This is a genomic window from Helicobacter equorum (assembly GCF_900198655.1).
GTDB classification, from domain to species: Bacteria; Campylobacterota; Campylobacteria; order Campylobacterales; family Helicobacteraceae; genus Helicobacter_F; species Helicobacter_F equorum.
The window spans coordinates 44,529-64,269 of record NZ_FZPO01000030.1 but is presented as its reverse complement, the minus strand read 5'-3'; the positions used below and the strand labels follow the sequence as shown (position 1 = coordinate 64,269).

General features: G+C 36.8%; 17 protein-coding genes and 1 tRNA gene. 12 read left to right on the top strand and 6 right to left on the bottom strand.

Annotated features, from left to right (window positions below; translation table 11 throughout):
- Positions 1–61: 61 nt before the first annotated feature.
- Both C6H22_RS05775 and C6H22_RS05770 read left to right on the top strand, forming a co-directional pair.
- Complete coding sequence (locus tag C6H22_RS05775) at positions 62–796, top strand: zinc ribbon domain-containing protein (protein ID WP_104694377.1); 735 nt, start codon at positions 62–64, stop codon at positions 794–796.
- On the top strand, positions 793–2,943 hold the full coding sequence (locus tag C6H22_RS05770) for an LTA synthase family protein (protein WP_158654638.1): 2,151 nt from the start codon (positions 793–795) through the stop codon (positions 2,941–2,943). The genes C6H22_RS05775 and C6H22_RS05770 overlap by 4 nt, the downstream gene beginning before the upstream one ends.
- 37 nt (positions 2,944–2,980) lie before the next feature.
- Here C6H22_RS05770 and C6H22_RS05765 read toward each other — a convergent pair whose 3' ends face one another.
- Positions 2,981–3,796 carry a J domain-containing protein gene (locus C6H22_RS05765; RefSeq protein ID WP_104694375.1) on the bottom strand — a complete coding sequence of 272 codons (816 nt, stop codon included), beginning with the start codon at positions 3,794–3,796 and terminating at the stop codon, positions 2,981–2,983.
- Between the two features lie 227 nt (positions 3,797–4,023).
- Between C6H22_RS05765 and C6H22_RS05760 the strand changes: the two genes are divergently transcribed.
- Complete coding sequence (locus tag C6H22_RS05760; protein WP_233707063.1) at positions 4,024–4,815, top strand: sulfite exporter TauE/SafE family protein; 792 nt, start codon at positions 4,024–4,026, stop codon at positions 4,813–4,815.
- A gap of 120 nt (positions 4,816–4,935) precedes the next feature.
- The gene (mqo, locus tag C6H22_RS05755; protein WP_104694374.1) at positions 4,936–6,414 is read left to right on the top strand and encodes a malate dehydrogenase (quinone); all 1,479 of its coding nucleotides are present in this window, start codon (positions 4,936–4,938) and stop codon (positions 6,412–6,414) included.
- 33 nt (positions 6,415–6,447) lie between these two features.
- On the opposite strand, the gene mnmG is transcribed toward mqo, so the two are convergent.
- Entirely contained in the window at positions 6,448–8,343 is a 1,896-nt protein-coding gene (mnmG, locus tag C6H22_RS05750; protein ID WP_104694373.1) for a tRNA uridine-5-carboxymethylaminomethyl(34) synthesis enzyme MnmG, read from the bottom strand.
- Positions 8,344–8,461: 118 nt separating this feature from the next.
- On the opposite strand from mnmG, the gene C6H22_RS05745 reads away from it, so the two are divergent.
- Positions 8,462–10,312, top strand: coding sequence for a tetratricopeptide repeat protein (locus C6H22_RS05745; protein WP_104694372.1), 1,851 nt, complete (start codon positions 8,462–8,464; stop codon positions 10,310–10,312).
- The gene (locus C6H22_RS05740) at positions 10,296–10,991 is read left to right on the top strand and encodes a 3-methyladenine DNA glycosylase (protein ID WP_104694371.1); all 696 of its coding nucleotides are present in this window, start codon (positions 10,296–10,298) and stop codon (positions 10,989–10,991) included. The genes C6H22_RS05745 and C6H22_RS05740 overlap by 17 nt, the downstream gene beginning before the upstream one ends.
- A 4-nt stretch (positions 10,992–10,995) precedes the next feature.
- Here the strand turns inward: C6H22_RS05740 and C6H22_RS05735 are convergent, their stop codons facing one another.
- Together C6H22_RS05735 and C6H22_RS05730 are read right to left on the bottom strand one after the other, a co-directional pair.
- Complete coding sequence (locus C6H22_RS05735; protein ID WP_158654637.1) at positions 10,996–11,817, bottom strand: hypothetical protein; 822 nt, start codon at positions 11,815–11,817, stop codon at positions 10,996–10,998.
- Positions 11,786–12,589 carry an undecaprenyl-diphosphate phosphatase gene (locus C6H22_RS05730; protein ID WP_104694369.1) on the bottom strand — a complete coding sequence of 268 codons (804 nt, stop codon included), beginning with the start codon at positions 12,587–12,589 and terminating at the stop codon, positions 11,786–11,788. Before C6H22_RS05730 ends, C6H22_RS05735 begins: the two co-directional genes overlap by 32 nt.
- Before the next feature lie 137 nt (positions 12,590–12,726).
- Between C6H22_RS05730 and C6H22_RS08640 the strand changes: the two genes are divergently transcribed.
- Both C6H22_RS08640 and C6H22_RS05725 read left to right on the top strand, forming a co-directional pair.
- Positions 12,727–12,891, top strand: coding sequence for a hypothetical protein (locus tag C6H22_RS08640; RefSeq protein ID WP_158654636.1), 165 nt, complete (start codon positions 12,727–12,729; stop codon positions 12,889–12,891).
- 62 nt (positions 12,892–12,953) lie between these two features.
- On the top strand, positions 12,954–13,673 hold the full coding sequence (locus tag C6H22_RS05725; protein ID WP_104694368.1) for a hypothetical protein: 720 nt from the start codon (positions 12,954–12,956) through the stop codon (positions 13,671–13,673).
- Between the two features lie 280 nt (positions 13,674–13,953).
- On the opposite strand, the gene C6H22_RS05720 is transcribed toward C6H22_RS05725, so the two are convergent.
- Positions 13,954–15,093 carry a metallophosphoesterase gene (locus C6H22_RS05720; RefSeq protein ID WP_104694367.1) on the bottom strand — a complete coding sequence of 380 codons (1,140 nt, stop codon included), beginning with the start codon at positions 15,091–15,093 and terminating at the stop codon, positions 13,954–13,956.
- A 155-nt stretch (positions 15,094–15,248) separates the two neighbouring features.
- On the opposite strand from C6H22_RS05720, the gene ilvC reads away from it, so the two are divergent.
- From ilvC to C6H22_RS05710, 3 genes are all read left to right on the top strand, one after another.
- A complete protein-coding gene (gene ilvC, locus C6H22_RS05715; protein ID WP_104694366.1) occupies positions 15,249–16,274 on the top strand; it encodes a ketol-acid reductoisomerase in 1,026 nt (341 codons plus the stop codon).
- 262 nt (positions 16,275–16,536) lie between these two features.
- Positions 16,537–16,698 carry a hypothetical protein gene (locus tag C6H22_RS08635; RefSeq protein WP_158654635.1) on the top strand — a complete coding sequence of 54 codons (162 nt, stop codon included), beginning with the start codon at positions 16,537–16,539 and terminating at the stop codon, positions 16,696–16,698.
- Between the two features lie 202 nt (positions 16,699–16,900).
- Positions 16,901–16,978, top strand: a tRNA-Pro gene (locus tag C6H22_RS05710).
- Positions 16,979–17,128: 150 nt separating this feature from the next.
- Here the strand turns inward: C6H22_RS05710 and C6H22_RS05705 are convergent.
- Positions 17,129–18,172, bottom strand: a complete 1,044-nt coding sequence (locus C6H22_RS05705; protein ID WP_104694365.1) for a bifunctional 3,4-dihydroxy-2-butanone 4-phosphate synthase/GTP cyclohydrolase II — start codon at positions 18,170–18,172, stop codon at positions 17,129–17,131.
- Positions 18,173–18,292: 120 nt separating this feature from the next.
- On the opposite strand from C6H22_RS05705, the gene C6H22_RS05700 reads away from it, so the two are divergent.
- Positions 18,293–19,714: a COG3014 family protein gene (locus tag C6H22_RS05700; RefSeq protein ID WP_233707062.1), complete on the top strand. Its 1,422-nt coding sequence runs from the start codon at positions 18,293–18,295 to the stop codon at positions 19,712–19,714.
- Positions 19,715–19,741 lie beyond the last annotated feature (27 nt).

The window sequence follows — 19,741 nt, the reverse complement described above, 5'->3', positions numbered from 1 at the left end:
TCAAGCTATAATTACAGACTATAAAAATCCTATTGCACACATTTAACACAAAGGACTTTCAATGAATAAACATTTACAATCACTTATCCAAATTGCAAATCTTGATAAGCAAATTGATGACTTAGAGCCAAAGATTGCACAAGTGCGTAAAGAACTAGATGCTAACATAGCACAAAAGAATTCTCTACTACATACCATACAAACACTGCAAGAAGAAACCAAACAACTTCAGTATGAAATCCAACAAAATGATCGTCTCATTCATGATAGTGCTACACGATTAGAAGATATTAATAAAAAACAACAAGAAGTGCGTAATGAAAAAGAATTGCGTGCATTAAGTGTAGAAGAAGACATTGCAAAAGAAAACCTTACTCTGGCTAATGAACAAATCCAACGACTCCAAACAATACAAAAAGCAAAACATCAACAAATCACACAATTACAAGAAAATAGTATAAAACTAGATTCTACTATTGCAGAACTAGAACAATCTACAAAAAGTGCAATAGAATCTATCAAACAAGAACAACAAGAAATCTTTAAACAAAAACAAAGCATTATTGCACAATCAGATATCAAAAGTATTGCCTTTTATGAGAAGATTCGTCGTTGGGCAAAAAATACAAGTGTAGTGCCTGTCTTTAAACAAGCTTGTGGTGGTTGTTTTATACGATTAAATGATTGCACATATGCCGAAGTGCTTTGTGATGAAAATTCTATTATTACATGCCCACATTGTGGTAGGATACTCTATCCTACAGATAAGCAAACATACAAAGAATGTGTGCAATGAAAACTAGCACACACAAGAACTTACAAGGAAGCAATGTAGTTATTGTGGGTTGGGGTCTTGTTTGTGTTTATATGCTTAGCTTTTTGACTATGCGTGCAGTCATGCAAGTAGTCTTTGTCCCACAAGCTTTGACGCAAGATCTATGGATTATGCATGAAATGGGTAGTAGGCTTGATTTTCGCATAGTCTGTATGGGTATTGCAGCTCTTTTGCTTCTTGTATATATTTTACAAGCTTTAGTGTTTGTAAAAACAAAATATTCTACACACAATACTGCTTATACTACTAAGGGGGGGGGTATAGGACATACAATTGTCTTAAGTTATATCGCACTTATTAGTTTCCTTGTATGTTTTAGTGCTATTGGGAATTTTTATTATTACAAGACATATCATACAAAAATTGATGTCTTCATTTTTGGTATCAAAGATGATGATACATTAGCGATCTTAAAAATTATATGGCAAGACTATCCTGTAATACTTATTTTACTTGCTTGTGTGTTATATAGCTTTATTTGTGTAAAGATAAGTAAAAAGATTATAAACCTTACAATACCAACATTGCATATCCGCACACTTATATTATTACATATCTTTACGCTTCTTGTTGTAATTTTTGGGATTAGAGGGTCTGTGGGGACACAACCACTCAAAGAAAACACCATCAACACAACCCAACACCAAAGCCTAAACCACCTTATTATAAACCCAATTTTAGCCTTGCATTACGCATATGTGCATTATAACAATGCTGTGCATTTTGAGCCTGTGACACTTTCAGAAGGGATTACACTGCAACAAGAAACATTTCCTATCTTTTTTACGCATACACAAGGAGTAACTAAACCTTTAGATTCACTCACTCTCACACAAACCCTAACACCCGCCACACAATCTACACAAGATTCTCATATGCATTCTACGCATTTATCAAAGACTTCTCCACATGTTGTCGCAGTTTTAATGGAGAGTTTTGCACTCAATATGTTAGCATTGGATAATGCGGAGCATTTTGATATGCTTGGAGGTTTTCGTCCATATTTTGAGAGTGGTATGTCTAAACATAAGGGACAAAATGATTTTGTCTTTACAAAGTTTTTATCAGGTGGGAATCATACTGCTGCATCATTTGGGTTATTATTGCCTATAGCACCGCATTCTACAATCTCCCTTAGCACCGCCAAAAACACCAAACTTCCACTTACACCTATTGATGTGTATAAACAAGCAGGATATGATGTTGTCTTTATCACTTCTGGTAATCAAAATTGGTATAACCTTGGGGATTATCTTATGACCTTAGGTGCAGATGCTATCTATGATAGTAGTTATATCGCACAACACTATCCACAAAGTAAAGCTAATGCTTGGGCATTTGGTAATGCTGATGAATATGCTTTTGCTCTTGCTACAGAGATTCTTTTGGAAACAAAGAAGCCTACTTTTTTTATAATACTCACAATTTCCAATCACCCTCCATTTGCGACACCAAAAAGCTTTAAGACACCAAAATATGCACTAGATTCTGTAATGCCACTTTTTACTTCCAAAGATCCACAAAGGGTATATCTTGCCGCAGAAGCCTTCACATACGCAAGTGATGCCTTTGGAAACTTTGTGAGTACTATACGACACAATCCTATGCTCAAAGATAATGTCATCATTGGGGCAAGTGGTGATCATCTGTGTCGTGATATGAAACAAGGTGCAAATATTGCACTTGATCATTCTGTACCATTTTATCTCTATATCCCTACAACTATTGCTAAGGATTTAGATTTTAATCCAGATACTCTAGGATCACATAAAGATATATTTCCTACACTCTATGCTCTAAGCCTCCAAGAATATGATTTTCTTTCGCTTGGAGGAAGAAATCTCTTTGATACAAAAGCCAAGGATACATATGTATTTGCATATAATGAAGCAGTATGGATTGACAAAGATGGTATATATCCACTTGGATTGGATACAGGATTTAGATACATCACAAAAAATGGTATTATCATACCTCAAGAAAGTTTTATAATCCCAGAATCTAAAAAACAATTCATACAAAATTACACTAAGCTTTCTTGGTGGCAGATTAATTATAGAATCTATGGAGAACACACAAAAACAATGAACAAAGAGCGCTTAGATTAAGGTCTAAGCACACAACTCTTGGTATCGATACTAAGCTTTATGAAGCTATCCTCAAAGTATTGCGAATCTTTTCATACGCCTCTTGTATAGTTCTAAAACGCTCACTATAACTCTCAATCACTTCAGAATCTTGCCCAAAAACATTGTCAGGGTGATATTCTTTGGCAAGTTGCAAATAACGCTTTTTAACAACCTCAAAATCATCTTGATAATGAGATTCTAAAATCATATAACTATAGCGCAATTCTCGTTCTTTATCTGTAAGAAAACTATCGCCAAAACCACCCATACCACCACGATTTTTAAAGCTCTCATAATCAAAATCCAAAATAACATTATGAATCACTTTAAAGCTTACAAGATTAATGATACTATCCCAAAAATATGGCTTTGTGCTATCCAAATAAATCTCATCACGATCACAACCCAAGTAATATTCATCAAACAACGTAGCAATATAGCGCTTTGCCGTTGCATTAGACTTACTCATTTTAAGCATTACGCGCACACCATTAATAATGCGCAACGAAATCTTTACCCGCTCCAAGAGAGAATTTTTGCCCACAATCTTGATACGAATAGGCAAATATGTAAAATCAAGCAGGTATTCTAAGTCTTGCATTTCTCGGTTTGTGGTTTGGTTATTTTGATCATTTTGCAAACACGCATGATATGCCCAATTAATCAAATAATCTTTTTTGAATCTCTCACCATCATCTAAAATAAGCACTGTGCGTGAAAGTCTATAACTTTTAGAAAAATACTTCTCCGCATATGCGATTGCTTTATGTAAAAAAACATTATCATCTTCAACAGTGATTTGAATATATTTCTCATTTAGTGCTACATACATTCCATAACTCTCTAGATTCCAAAATTACCCTGATTCCAACTACAAACAAAAGCAAACAAAATTCCACCTTTGCTTTTTGGGCTCAAGTATAGCATAAATCGACTGACAAGAGAGATTTTTAATCCACCACTACTTTAATACCTCTCCAAAAGATCTCAAAAATTGCTACAGACTAAGGATTGGTGTGCTACTATCCACGCTTTAAAAGCTTACCACAAGGAGAGATTGTGCTAGATCCCATAATACAAGAGGGAATATTTGCCCTTATTGGTTTTATTAGTGGCATTGCTGCTGGTTTTTTTGGTATCGGTGGGGGTGTGATTATCGTGCCTTGCCTGTTATGTTTTGGTATTAGTATGGAATACGCCATAGGCACTTCTATTGTGCAAATGATTTTTTCATCGGTTTTTGGGAGTATCCTTAATATTTGGCATAAAAAACTTGACTTGCGTGCTGGATTCTATGTAGGACTTGGGGGACTTATTGGTGCAAGCTTTAGTGGAATTATTGTTACCAATATACATAGCACGATTTTATTGATATTATTTATTCTTCTTACCCTTGTGAGTGTCAAAAAATATATTTTTAATACTAAAACCACTGCCAATTCTAATCCTCCTATCAAGGATCCTAATCAACAAAAGCTTGTAATGGTTGGTGTAGGGGCGATAACAGGTATATTTGCAATTTCACTTGGTATCGGTGGTGGGTTGATTATAGGACCACTTCTTGCCTATTTTCTTGGGCTAGATTCTAAAAAAGTTGTGCCTATTGCTCTTTTTTTTATTGTCTTTGCATCCATATCTGGATCACTTTCACTCTATAATCAAGATCTTATTGATTGGCATAAGGGACTGATTGTAGGTATTTGTGCGATGATTGGTGTTGCCATTGGTAATAAGCTTATCGATCTTACAAGCCTTACAAATCACCGATACGCACTTATTGGAATTTATGTTTTCTCACTTTGTGCGAGCCTATACAAACTTTTTCTGATATTAATTGAACAGAATCCCTAATCCTTATGTTTGATTTTTACTTTTTGTAAATATCGCATAATAAAATTAGAGTGTATTAACCTAAAATAAATGATCTTTAGTATAAATTTCAGTTATATACAACAATCATGGAGATAACCAATGAATGAACAAACTCAAATAGCACTAATTGGTGGTGGGATTATGAGTTTTACTCTCGCTACAATCCTCAAAGAACTGCAACCATCACTACAAATACATATCTATGAAATGCTTGATGACGTGGGACTAGAAAGCAGTATGGCGTGGAATAATGCTGGAACCGGACATCAAGCCTTATGTGAACTTAATTACACACCACGCCAAAAAGATGGCTCAATTAATATCACAAAAGCCCTAAAAATTAATCAACAATTTGAACTTAGCAAGGAATTTTGGGCATATTGTGTCAAAAAAAACCTTCTTGATACACCAAAAAGCTTTATTAATCCACTGCCACACTTAAGCTTTGTAGCAGATTCTAATGTTATATTTCTCAAAGATAGATTTGAAGCCTTGCGTCGATCTCCATTTTATAAAAATATGCTTTTCTCCCAAGACAAAGACCAAATCGCACAATGGGTGCCACTTGTCATGCAAGGTCGAGATCCTAATCAATCTGTTGCAGCAACATTTATAGATAGCGGTAGTGATGTAAATTTTGGTGCCATCGTAACCCAACTCAAAAACAATCTTGCAAAACAAGATGGGATAGACATTTTCCTCTCACACAAAGTAACAGACCTTAATCGAAGCTCTAAAGGCTGGGAATTACAAATCACTGATACAAAAAATGATATACGCAAAAAAGTCCAAGCGGATTTTGTCTTTTTGGGCGCTGGTGGTGGTGCATTCCCACTACTTCAAAAAAGCAGGATACCTGAAGGGCGCGGTTATGGAGGATTTCCTGTAAGCGGTTTATGGCTTATGTGTAACAACAAAGATCTTATTGATAAACACGCTACAAAAGTCTATGGTAAAGCTTCTGTAGGCGATCCACCTATGTCTGTTCCTCATTTAGATTCAAGAATTATTGATGGCAAAAAAGAGTTAATGTTTGGACCTTATGCTGGTTTTAACACGAGATTCTTAAAAAGTGGTAGCCTTTTAGATTTCCCACTCTCTGCACGATGGAATAACATCATACCTATGCTACAAGCTGGGATTGATAATATTCCACTTACTGCATACCTTGTGCGTCAAGTCTTTTTGAGCAAAAAAGGGCGTGTGGAAAAATTAGAGTTTTATATGCCAAGTGCAAAAGAAGAAGATTGGGATCTAAAACTTGCAGGGCAAAGGGTGCAAATTATCAAAAAAAATCCACAGGGTAGAGGTTTCTTAGAGTTTGGGACTGAAGTTGTTGTCTCTGCTGATAAATCTCTAGCAGCAGTGCTTGGAGCTTCACCTGGGGCTTCTATCTCTGTTGATGTTATTCTTGAATTGCTAGAAAAATGCTTTTTAACGCAAATAAACAAAAACTATGACAAACTCAAAGAAATGATTCCTTCTTACAAAAACACGCTTGAGCAAAATATCGCTGCGTTCAATACTCAACGATCAAAAACTGCACAAGCCCTACAAATGCCTTTTACAGAGATTTAAACCTCTGTAAAGCGTGTATTATGCCTCTTGTGCTTACCCCTTTTTGGTGTGCAAATGAATATATAAATGCAATACATCAAGACTAGCGGGCGTAATACCACTAATTTCACTTGCTTCAAAAAGAGATTTTGGATTAAATTTTTTTAGCTTTTCAATCACTTCAAGACTAAGCCCTGGGATTGTGTCAAATTCGAAGTTTTTTGGAATCTCAACTTGTAGCATTTGCTCCATATTATTAATAGAATCTTGTTGCTTAGTGATATAGTTTGCATATTTAGATTCTATACATGCCTGTTCTTTGGCTTGCAAACTTACATCTGTAAGATCCAATCCAAAATGTTTGCAAAGTCCCTCAAGGGCTTGAGAATTTATCTCATTGATACCAAGAAGCTGTAAGAGTGAAGCTTTATCGCCAATGCCCTTTAATCCTAATGAATCTAAGAGTTCTTTATTTACCTTGCTAGGCGTAATAAAATTATGTGTAAGAAACTCTAGTATCCTAACAATGTCTTGCTTATCTTTTAGAATCTTATCGTATTCATCTTGTGTGAGTAAGCCAAACTCATAGCCATATTCCCCTAAGCGCAAATACGCATTGTCTTCTCGCAACAACAATCGATACTCTGCCCTGGAAGTAAAAACCCTATAAGGCTCATTAGTGCCTTTTGTTACAAGATCATCAATCATCACACCGATATAAGCAAGACTGCGTTGTAAGATAAATGGTTCCTTGCCTTGAATGCGTAATGTAGCATTAATCCCTGCCATAATACCCTGTGCTGCCGCCTCTTCATAACCTGTAGTGCCATTAATCTGCCCTGCTAGATACAAGTTTGTGCATTTTTTGCATTCAAGTGTATGATACAATTCAGTAGGTTGTATATAATCATACTCTATAGCATAACCATAGCGCGTGATTTTGGCATTTTCTAATCCCTCGATAGAATGAATCATCGCCTCTTGTACCTCCACTGGAAGTGAAGTTGTTAGTCCATTGACGTAGTATTCTACACAATCGCGTGTTTGTGGCTCCAAAAATAATTGATGTCGCTCTTTGTGTGCGAAACGATTTACCTTATCTTCGATACTAGGGCAATATCTTGGTCCCACTCCTTGAATCTGTCCGGTAAAAAGTGGTGCTCGATAAAAGTTTTGGCGGATAACTTCATGTGTTTTTTGATTGGTGTATGTTACAAAACACGGAATCTGTATGGGATTAAAATCCTTAGTTCGTGCACTAAAATGTGGCGGATTCTCATCACCATTGTGTTTTTCAAGATTACTAAAATCAATGCTACGCCCATCAATCCTCGCACAAGTCCCTGTTTTTAACCGCCCCACTTCTAAGCCCATTTGACGAAATGAATTGCATAATGTGCGCGCACTAAGCTCACCAAAACGCCCATTTTCTAGTTTGGTTTCACCCACATGAATAAGCCCGTTTAAAAATGTGCCTGTAGTGAGAATAACACATTTTGCTTTGTATTCTTTGTTGAGATTGCTTTTGACTCCTATGACTCCAAAGCTTCCATTTGAATCTTGTTGCAACAACAAATCCGTAATAAGTTCTTGAGAGAGTGTAAGATTTGGGGTATTGAGTGCAAATCTTTTTGCAATGATAGGATACATATCCATATCAATTTGTGCGCGTGTGCCACGCACAGCTGGTCCTTTGGAGGCATTAAGAGTGCGAAATTGCAATCCACACAAATCCGTAATTTGCCCCATGACACCACCAAGTGCATCTATTTCCTTGACTAAATGCCCCTTGCCTAATCCTCCCACTGCAGGATTACAACTAGCAAGAGCAATATTTTGGATTAAAATTGTAAAAAGATGCGTTTTTGCACCCATTTTTGCACTCGCAATTGCTGCCTCTAATCCAGCGTGTCCTCCGCCCACGACAATCACATCAAAAGTATTTTCCATGATAATTTCCATTATATTGTGATGATTTTAAGATAAGGGTGGCATTATAGCAAATTTTTGGAGTGTCTTTTGCTTTGAGATGGTTTGAAATACTCTAAGATTCTAATAGGCAAGGATTATGCAAGAATACGACAAAACAACAGATATAGTGGCTAAAAAGCAACTTTGTGCACAAGCGTTTGCTGATAAAAATTATAGTCAATGCGTGGGATTGTGTGTGGAGATTCTCACACTTGATCACTTTGATATAGATACTTGGAATCTTGCAGGGATAACGATGATAGAACTCAAAGAATATGCTAGAGCTATCGAATATCTCGCAGAGGGGCTACACCTTGCGCGCGAGAGACTAAAAAGTTTGCAAGTACAAGTGCTACACAAATATGATGAATCTTCTACACAAGACATACAAGATCCGCTGCATACGACACTACGCCAAATATTGCGTCTTTGTGAGGGTTTATGGCTTAATCTTGCGGAAGCCTATCGACGCGATAATAATCCCCAAGAAGCTATCACAATTTTACACCAGGCCTTAGAATCTATTCCGGTTTTAAACGAAAATCCCACCTTACATTTTAATCTAGCAAAAGCCTATGTGGATGCGGGAGATCCACTAAGCTCGATAGAACATTATGTCATATCATTACGCTTAGATCCTAATGATTTGGGGGCAATGTTTAATCTTGCAAATGCTCAAGTTACCTTGGCGCGTTTTCCTGAAGCGATAGAACTTTATGAAATGGCGTACAAAAGAGGATTTCTCCAAGCCGGTGTGAATCTCGCCAATACCTACATTAAACTAGGATTTTTTACACAAGCGCTTGAAATATTTAGAGAGCTTTATCCTGTCTTTGAAAATGAAAGTGTGTTTTTATTTAACTATGCCAATGCCCTAAACTACCTCAACGCAGACTTTGATGAAACCAAACATTATTATTTGCGTGCTATAGAGTTAGATCCTCAAAGAGTGGAATATACTATCAATTATGCGCATTTTTTACTAAAAAATCATCATTTTACTGAAGGTTTTGGCGTATATGAAATGCGCAAAAAATTTGATAATATGCTTCCTATCAATCTTCCACATTTATGGAATAAGGGCTGTGAAGACACACAGAATCTACACCATAAAAGAGTGCTTGTGCATTATGAGCAAGGTTTTGGGGATTGCATAATGTTTGGGCGTTTTATCCCTATACTTACTCAAATTGCCAAAGAAGTCATTTTTTGCGTCCAAGAACCGCTAAAAAATCTCTTTGGCGATGCCCTTGAGCATATTCCCAATCTCACAATTCACACACAAATCCTAGATGCAGAATCCTTTGATGTGAGTATTTCACTGCTTTCACTTCCCTTAGCGCTTGGCATACATACAAAACAACAAATCAAAGAACAACAACGCTATCTTGTCTATCAAAACATCATTAAACGCGCACTTGTGCGAGGTGATATACAAGAAATCTATGGTATGAAGCCCAATATCCTAAAAATTGGTATTTGCTTTCATACAGATTCAAATTTCGCTGAAGTAGAACTAAAAAATATCGATCCTAAAGCACTTTTGACAATGTTACGAGAAGTTTTTCCCAAAGATTCAAAAACACAAATTTATAGCGTCAATTATAATGGGATTGAACGCGCATTGTGTGAAGAATTTGGGGTGCATGATTGCAAAGAAGAAATGCAAGATTTTTTGCAAACACGCAAAATCTTAGAAAAACTAGATGTAATCATTACGATTGATACCGCACTTGCGCATTTATCTGCAAGTCTTGGCAAAAGCACACTTGTATTACTGAATAAACGCTTTGATTGGCGGTATGATAAAGGTATAGATAGTGTGTGGTATGAAAATATTTTGGGTTTTGTGCAAAGCGATATGGGAAAATGGGAGAGTGTGCTTCATAATCTCAAAAGCTACCTAAACAGCGGATATAGCGAATATAGTCATGATATGCTCAATTGATATTTTGGAACGACTTTATGGGCTAAAACTCCTAGAAAATGCGCCCAAATGGTGGTGGGTTAATGCTGGGAGTTTTGAAGTGATACTAGGTTGTGTGCTTGTGCAAAATAGCAAATGGGAAAATGTGCAAAAAACGCTCCACGCCCTACGCAAAAATGGAATCTTACCTATCTTTAGCGGGGATTTTGAAAAAGATTATCATGATGAGCTACAAAATTATCGTGCAATTTGCAATATCGCCACACTTTCACAAGATGTGCTAAGTTCTTATATCTTTGGTTTGCAAAACCAAAAAGCACAACGACTAATTCTCTTGGCACAAAACTTATTGCAAGATTTTGAGAGCTATACATCTATGACACACAATCTCACTAAAGAATGGCTACTAGCCCAAAAGGGATTAGGACTTGAAAGTGCTGATTGTGTGCTAAATTATATGTGCAAGCGTGAGGTAATGGTAGTAGATCGCTATACTTACAAACTTTTGTGTGCTCTTGGGATAGAAATTCCCGATTATGATGAATTACAAAGCTTTTTTATGTGCGGTGTGAAGGAAAATATGGATCGTGCCTACGCTCTATATGGTGAGGCTAACCTCCCCTATATGTACGCAAGATTCCATGCTAAAATTGTAGAATTTGGCAAATGCAAATATGATCCAAAGATTCTTATAAGCTAATACACTAAAACTCATAGCCTATAGACATTCCTACTGCCTGTGTAATGTTATGAGGCTCGTGGTATAAGCCTATGAATCTGCCATTGCGATATGCACTATCGGCACTAGAATCTGCGATATTCCAATATTGCAAATACGCACCAAACACAATAACACCACTATAGCCATATTCATCTAAATTGCGTTTGATACCTATATCCAAACGCACACCATATCCTCTAGTTTGTGTAAAATAGAGATTTCTATCAAAGCCAATATCTTGAAAATGGCTTATATTATACCCGCGCAATAACTGCTGATAAGTAAAGATTCCATACAATGATATATGGTGAGAAAACGCATATTGCATATGAATAAAAAGAGGCATATATATATAACTTTGCTCTCTAGCATAGCCACTACTTGCACTAATAGCATTATCCAAATCCCAAAAGCCAAGTCCAAATCCTGTATATACAAATGTCTCTCTACCTCGATAAATAAAAGAGCCAAAGCGATATTCTAATGTGTAATATGAATCTTGTGAGGCACTTCGTAAGGGTGTGCACAATGTGGTATCGGTGATACTACACTCCGACCCATCATAACGAGTCATCCCACCAAAATAAGTCGCATATATTTGATGCCTAAAATGCTGATGTGTCATATACGCATAACCCCCAACACCATACATAGCACCGCTTATATTCATCACTTGTGGCTCGCTATATTTATAATACCCTCCACTGACATTCATACCAAAGCCAAATTCTTGTGCGTAACTCATCGCACAAGATAAAACGATGTAATAGAATCTAATCCACAAAAAGTTCAGAGTGCGCATCAAAAACACCACCTGCAAAAAGCACAAGGAACAATGCACCTATGCAGATTCTATAAATCCCAAATGGCACATAACTAAAGCGAGAGACAAACGCAAGAAATACCTTTATAGCCACAATCGCACACAAAAATGCCACAACCCCACCAATTAAGAGAATGCTAACATTTGTATTATCAAGAATATGGAGGTTTTTATACACATCATAGCCTGTGGCAGCAAACATTGTAGGTAGCGCCAAAAGAAACGAAAATTCTGCCGCCACACGACGATTTAACCCAAGTAATAAGCCACCTATGATTGTAGCCCCACTGCGTGAAGTGCCAGGGATCATCGCAAGACATTGCATAAGTCCGATAAGAAATGCTTGTTTGTAGCTTATTTGTGTAACTTCATTGGTTTGATGCACTTTGTTTTTGTGCCAATACTCTATCAATAAAAACGCAATCCCACCCGCAATAAGCATAATTGCCACGACATAGCCATCAAAAAGTTGCTTGATGTATTTATACAAAAACAACCCACAAATACCAGTAGGTACAAAACCTATGCAAAGCTTAATCCAAATATCCACACCTTGAAGTAATCGAGGATAAAATAAAAAAAGCACTGCCAAGATAGAGCCAAACTGAATAGCAATCTCAAAGGTTTTTAAAAACTCATCTTGAGGCAATCCAAGCATACTTGAAGCCAAAATCATATGTCCCGTGGAAGAAATAGGAAAAAATTCCGTCAATCCCTCTACTATACCTAACACCACCGCATCAAAAAAATCCATACTTTTAAACTCCTTGTATAATATCCCTACCTTTTATCGTGGCAAACAAAACGTAGATTGTAGCAAATTTACATTTAAGCTAGTTTTATGCATAATTCAAGAAATCTAAAAACACACGAAAATTTGGAGCATCCTTCATGAAAAAGATTTTACGATCTATTATATATAGATTAAGGACCATCCTTACAGCACAACTCAATACAAAACTTGATACATTACTTATGCTTTCTGCTCACAATCTCTCATTACGCAACGCTTCATATGCACAAATGCTTAGTGCTACTCCTAAGGGGGGGGGTTAGGCATAGAGTCTAGTGAATTTAGTGTTTATAGCCAAAATGGTGAAGATGGGATCATAGATTTTTTGCTTCATACCCTAGATCTTAGTTCATATCCAAAAGCTTTTGTGGAATTCGGTGTGGAAAACTACACAGAGGCTAATACAAGATTTCTACTTAAATTTCGCAATTTTCAGGGATTAGTAATTGATGGTTCGCAAGATAATATCAATTTTATTAAACATGATGAAATATATTGGAAACATGATTTACACGCGCAATGCGCATTTATCACCAAAGACAATATCAATGGTATTATTCAAGATTGGTTAGATTCTAGAGAACTAGATAACGTCGCGATTCTTAGCATTGATATTGATGGCAATGACTACTACATATGGGACAATATTACTTGCGTTTCTCCAGCTATCATTATTATAGAATACAATGCGATTTTTGGTGCAACAAGAAGCATTAGTATCCCATACAAAGAAGATTTTATGCGGTATGCGGCTCATTATAGTGGACTCTATTTTGGTGCGAGTATAAAAGCACTCATAGAACTAGGCAAACACAAGGGATATGCTTTCGTTGGGGCTGATTCAAGTGGCACAAATCTATTTTTTGTCAAACAAGAATGTGCCAAAGCTTTAGATTCACTCATAATTTATCCCTTAGAAGAATATTGCAAACGCCATCATGTGCGGCAAAGTCTAGATGAAAATGGAAATCCAACTTTCTTAAGTCACACGAAGCGTTATGAAGCTATCTCTTCTCTCCCATTACATGAAATGCATACACACTAACCTTTGAACTCTATTCTTTCTATCCACACACTTCCAAAGGTTACAAATTCTCTCAAACTAAGGAATCTTAGAATCTCTTGGGGCTTTGATATACAATATAATAAAAACATTGATTTAATTTTTTCCCTGAAGACAATCTTATATTCATTATGCAGTATTGTTTGCAAAGGATTTTAAAAGAGTATTGATAAAAATGATTCCACTTAAAGGAAGTATTTGATATATACTAACCTCATATCACAATCCCAAGCATACACAATAATTCTACACAAATATGGATTTAAGTGTAATGTTTTGGTTTTAGTTTTAGTTTCACAATCTCACTAGGAGCCAAAAACCGCATTGCTGGTCCCCAAAATCCCACCCCTGAACTTACATAAAGTTGCGTCTTAGAATCTACTTGATAAAGCCCATGGATATAATGCTGATCAAGCCACACAAAAATCGAGAGTGGGAAGACTTGTCCAGCGTGTGTATGCCCACATAGCACAAGATCAAAAGCACTTACATCATTTTGACGCACGAATTTTGGTTGATGTGCCAATAAAATACTTGGCTTATTTGGGTTTAATCCATTTCTAGCAGCAGATAAATCAGGGGGTAAAATACCAAATCTATGCCCTGCCAAATCACTTACGCCCGCTAAATTAAAACTTTGTAATTCTATATTTTGATTTTCAAGTATCGTAAGATTGAGGGTTTTGAGAAATGCACTAATAGATGTTATGCCATGGTAATATTCATGATTGCCACTTACATAATACACACCTTCTTTGCTTTGGAGGTCATTAAGTGGGAGTAAAAAATCTTTGGCAAATTCAATATTTTCATCAACTAAATCCCCGACAATCACAACAATATCAGCATTAAGCGTATTGATACGATCCACAACACCTCGGACAAACTCCCCTTCAATCATCTTACCCACATGCACATCACTAATCAAAGCGATAGTTTTTGGGGTATCTAAACCCTCTATTTCTACCTCTACTTCTTGCACTTTGGGGATACTTAGAGCATTTTTAATACTTTTTGTGCTAAATATTATAAAAAGTGCCAAAACTCCCAAATCTAGCACGATTTTTAAAAATCTCCGTCGTTGTGAATCTAAAATGTGGGATTTATCCTCTATCACTCTGCCCACGCCACGCACCATATCGCCAATAATACACGCCAAAAAGAGTGCATAACTCACAATCACACACGAACCAAGTGCGATGTATGTATGATGATCAAATCCACGATCTTTTGCCAAAAAGAAAAAAGCCACTTCACCAATATACAAAAGGCTAAGTAGCACAATAAGCAACACTCTATGATGAGAAAAAATAAATGTATGGCGTAAAAATCGCCTATAAGTATAGATTTTTATCAATGCCAAAACAACAAAAATAACCCCAACAACAAATAGAATCTTCATGCAAAACCTTATTATGTAGTAGTCACAAATTTACAAACAAGATTCTAACATAACTTTTAGCTCACTAAATTTTTTGTATCAAATGTGATTTTTATAAATCTTTTATGCAAGTTTTGGTGTAATAGCACCCCATATAAATTTTGCAAGGAGTGAGTATGGCATTACAAGTGTATTACGATAAAGATTGTGATTTAGGGTTAATCCAAAAGAAAAAGGTGGCAATTATTGGTTTTGGGTCTCAAGGACACGCGCACGCAGAAAACTTACGGGATTCTGGAGTAGAAGTTGCTATTGGGCTCTATAAAGGTGGTAAAAGCTGGGCAAAAGCAGAAGCAAAAAACTTCAAAGTCCTTGAAGTAAGTGAGGCAACAAAATGGGCTGATGTGGTGATGATTCTAATCCCTGATGAATTGCAAGGCGATGTCTTTGAATGCGATATCAAAGCAAATTTGAGCGAAGATAAAATCATTGCTTTTGGACATGGGTTTAATATCCATTTTGGACAAATCAAAGCACCAAAAGGCGTAGGCGTGATTATGGTAGCACCAAAAGCACCCGGACACACAGTGCGAAGCGAATTTCTAAAAGGTGGAGGAATACCTGATCTAATCGCGGTAGAACAAGACACAAGCAAAGGAGATGCAAAAGCGATTGCGCTAAGCTATGCGAGTGCGATTGGTGGTGGTAGAAGCGGGATTATTGAAACGACTTTTAAAGATGAAACTGAAACCGATCTTTTTGGCGAACAAGCCGTGCTCTGCGGTGGTGTAAGCAGTCTTGTTAAGGCGGGATTTGAAACACTTGTAGAAGCTGGATACCCTGAAGAAATGGCATATTTTGAATGTTTGCATGAGCTTAAGTTGATCGTGGATTTGATCTATGAAGGCGGCTTGGCAAATATGCGATATTCTATCTCAAATACCGCAGAATACGGCGATATGGTAAGCGGTCCTAGAGTGATTAATGCCGAATCTAAAAAAGCGATGAAAGAGATTTTGAGCGACATTCAAGAAGGACGCTTTGCAAAAGACTTTATTTTAGAGCGTAAAGCAGGTTATGCAAGAATGAATGCGGAGCGCAAAAATCTAGCCAACCATAAAATCGAGCAAGTGGGTGAGAAACTTCGTGCTATGATGCCTTGGATTGGCGCAAATAAGCTTGTCGATCAAAACAAAAACTAAAAAACGAGGTTGTGAGAAAACAAGGTGGTAAAGAAGGCTATGGCGCTTATGTTTTGTATGTGGAACTATGCTAATAGTCTATCTTCTCTTATGCAAACACAAATAGATTCTAAAAGCCTATGCGGTGCGAATTTCTAAGGAATATAAAACACAAGAAGAGGTTTAGATCGTCTTAATGAATGTTTTGGTGGGAGAATCCACACCTTGACACTCATACAACCAAAAGAATGACTTTGATATTATCTCTCTTGGAACACAAAGTGTGAAAAAGTTACATGAAACCTTATGCGATTTGAATGGTGATGTGGCATTTGCATATGACAAAGACAACACACCTGTCATTCAAAGAGGCAAACTTGTAGCTGAAATTCCTTATTTGGATCATTTTGATGATATAGTGTTTATCCAAGCCTTTATCTGGTAGTGCTTCTTCTCCTGGCATTGTGAGCCTTGCATTGTAAAATGGTAAAACCATAGAATGCACAATACACGATGGTGTACTTGGAAGTGATGTGTTTTATGATGAAAAAGGGCACGTATATCTTGAATGTGTGGCACTAGAGATTAGTAATCTCACATAGCATACAAAAATACCCAAAATTTTGCTATAATTGCAGACTTGTTTTCGGAGTATAGCGCAGTCTGGCTAGCGCACACCCTTGGGGTGGGTGAGGTCGTGGGTTCAAATCCCGCTACTCCGACCATGAATACATATTTTCTATCCTAATCCCTATCCCTCAGACTAAACTTTTACAAAACTTAAATACTCTCACACACATTTGCCATCTTTAGTAGTGTCCAAAAATCGCTCATACATTTAGTATCATCATATGTGAATATCACTCATCACTCCCTTAAGAAGGCAAGACTTTTTGCGTTAGGTTTAGATTAAAACCACTTAATGTGCTAAAAGTATGCCCTACACCTGCGCTCTCCGAATTTGAATTAAGCAATCTAAACTCCTCTATACCTAATTCTCGCAAAATCTGTGCGCCAATGCCTAATGTTTTGAGATCTTGTTGTGGTTTGGTATCAAGACAGATGAGATACCCACTCTCTTCTTGAAGCATTTCTATACTCTGTAAAAATGCTCTATGTGCTTGAAGCGAATCTTCAAAATGCTCATAATCCTTTTGGATTATATGGAATTTCACCAATGGATTTTTTGGGGGTAGATTCTGTGTAAAAGCATATACGATATGTTGATGATGAATATGATCTATAAATATATATTTGAGACATTTTTTATCAAGAAATTTCGCCTCCATTTTGCTTTGTAAAGTGATAAGCTTTTCGTATTGAAGACGATATTGAATAAGATCTGACACATATAGAATCTTAAGATTATGTTCCTTGGCAAATTCGGTAATATCAGTGTTACGCGCCATAGTGCCATCATTTTTCATAATCTCACAAATCACACTCACAGGCTTAAGACCTGCTAGGCGACAAATATCAACACTTGCTTCCGTATGTCCCGTGCGCACAAGCACTCCACCTTCTTTGGCAATAAGTGGAAATATATGCCCTGGTCGCACAAAATCCTTTGGTGTGCTATAATCTTGACACATAAGCTGTATTGTCAAATCTCTCTCATGTGCCGAAATACCCGTCTTAGCACTTGCCGCATCAATAGAAATTGTAAATGCTGTCTCATGATTTGAGCTATTTGTTTCCACCATAGGCGCGAGATCCAATCGCGTGGCAATTTCTTGGGTCAATGAGACACAGATAAGCCCACGCGCTTCTTTTGCCATAAAATTGATTTTTTCTGGGGTGCTAAAAATCCCCGCCATAACCAAATCACCCTCATTCTCCCTATCTTCATCATCCATTACTATAATCATTTCACCCTTTTTAATAGCCTGTAATGCCTCTAACACGCGTTGTTTATACATAGAATCTAACCTTAAAGTAATATTACATTTATTATAACTTGTCATTCCTTAAAGACTTGAAAGACTTGTTGTTATATAATCGCGATATTTTAGCAATACTTCTTACCAAAAAGGAAAATCATGAATATTCGTATATCATTTTTTATATATATCGCGGTGGTTTTTTGTGTCTTGTGGCTTAGCGGGTGTTCACACAAGGATACAATCCAATCTTTTAACGATAAATACTATAGCGGAAATCTCGCCTCTGCCTATAAACTTGCAAAATCCAAATATGAAAACAAAAATGATATGGTGCTATGGGGCTTTGAATCTGGAATCATAGCCTCACAACTTAATAAGCAAGAGAGCTTTGCATTGCTTGATGAAAGTGAAAAAATCTTTAGTCAATATGAGCAAGAAGGGTTATTTTCTGGAATTTTTAGTGGAGCGGCATCGGTGGTCGTCAATGAAAACGTCACAACATATCGGGGCAATATCTATGAAGGTGTGCTGATGAATTATTACAAAGCACTTGTGCTTATGAAAGAGGGTAAAAATGCCCTTGCTAGAGTGGAATTCAATCGCGCCAATGATCGCCAACGACGCGCCAAAGATTATTTTGCAAAAGATATCCAAAAAGCTATGGTGGATCAAGAAGCACAAAATGCCAAAGACACAAGCACACAAAGACTTAGCACACAACAAACCACCAACGAAGCAAACTCGATTCTTGCACGACAATATTCTAACCTCAAAACATATCAAGCCTATAATAATTTCATAAATCCTGCAGTCAGTTATGTTTCTGCGCTTTTCTTTATGCTTGAATCTGATTGGGCAAAATCATTAGATCTCTACAAAGAATCCTATGGTATAAGTAAGGCAAAAGTCATTGATGAAGACATACAAATTTTGGAATCTCGTCGCAAACAAGCAACAAATTTTTACACATGGCTTATTATTGAAGATGGTATAAGTCCCACAAAAGAGGAGGTTACTATTAATCTCCCTACCTATCTTGTAAGTAATAATATTTTACATGCTGGTGTGGCATTTCCCAAGCTTGTAGCGGGTAAAGAATTTTATACAGACCTCAAGGTAGCAGGTAAAGACAAAACCTTTAATGTCTCAACGATAGCGGATCTTGAAGGTGTGATCGCAAACGAATTTCAAGCACAATTTGGCTTTATTATGACACGCGCCATAAGTTCTGCAGTTCTTAAAGCAACCACACAAGCTACATTAAGCGATCAAGTCGGCATATATGGAAGTTTAGTGGGTATGATTTATTCTTTAAGCACCACATCAGCGGATGTGCGAAGCTCAAGTGTCTTGCCTAAAAAAATCCATGCGGTGCAAATCCCAAATACACAGGGCAAATACCAACTCATAGGGAATCAAAAACCGCTCATCAATCTTGAAATATCTCCTGCTTGTCAGCCACAAAACGACACAGCCTTGAGTGCACAAAAATTGATTTTGTGTCAAAAAAATGATAACATTCTTTATATCAGATTGCGACCAACAACCATAAGTATCCAAAAATTGCGTGGGCAATAAATAACCAAACACATAGAGGATGTAACC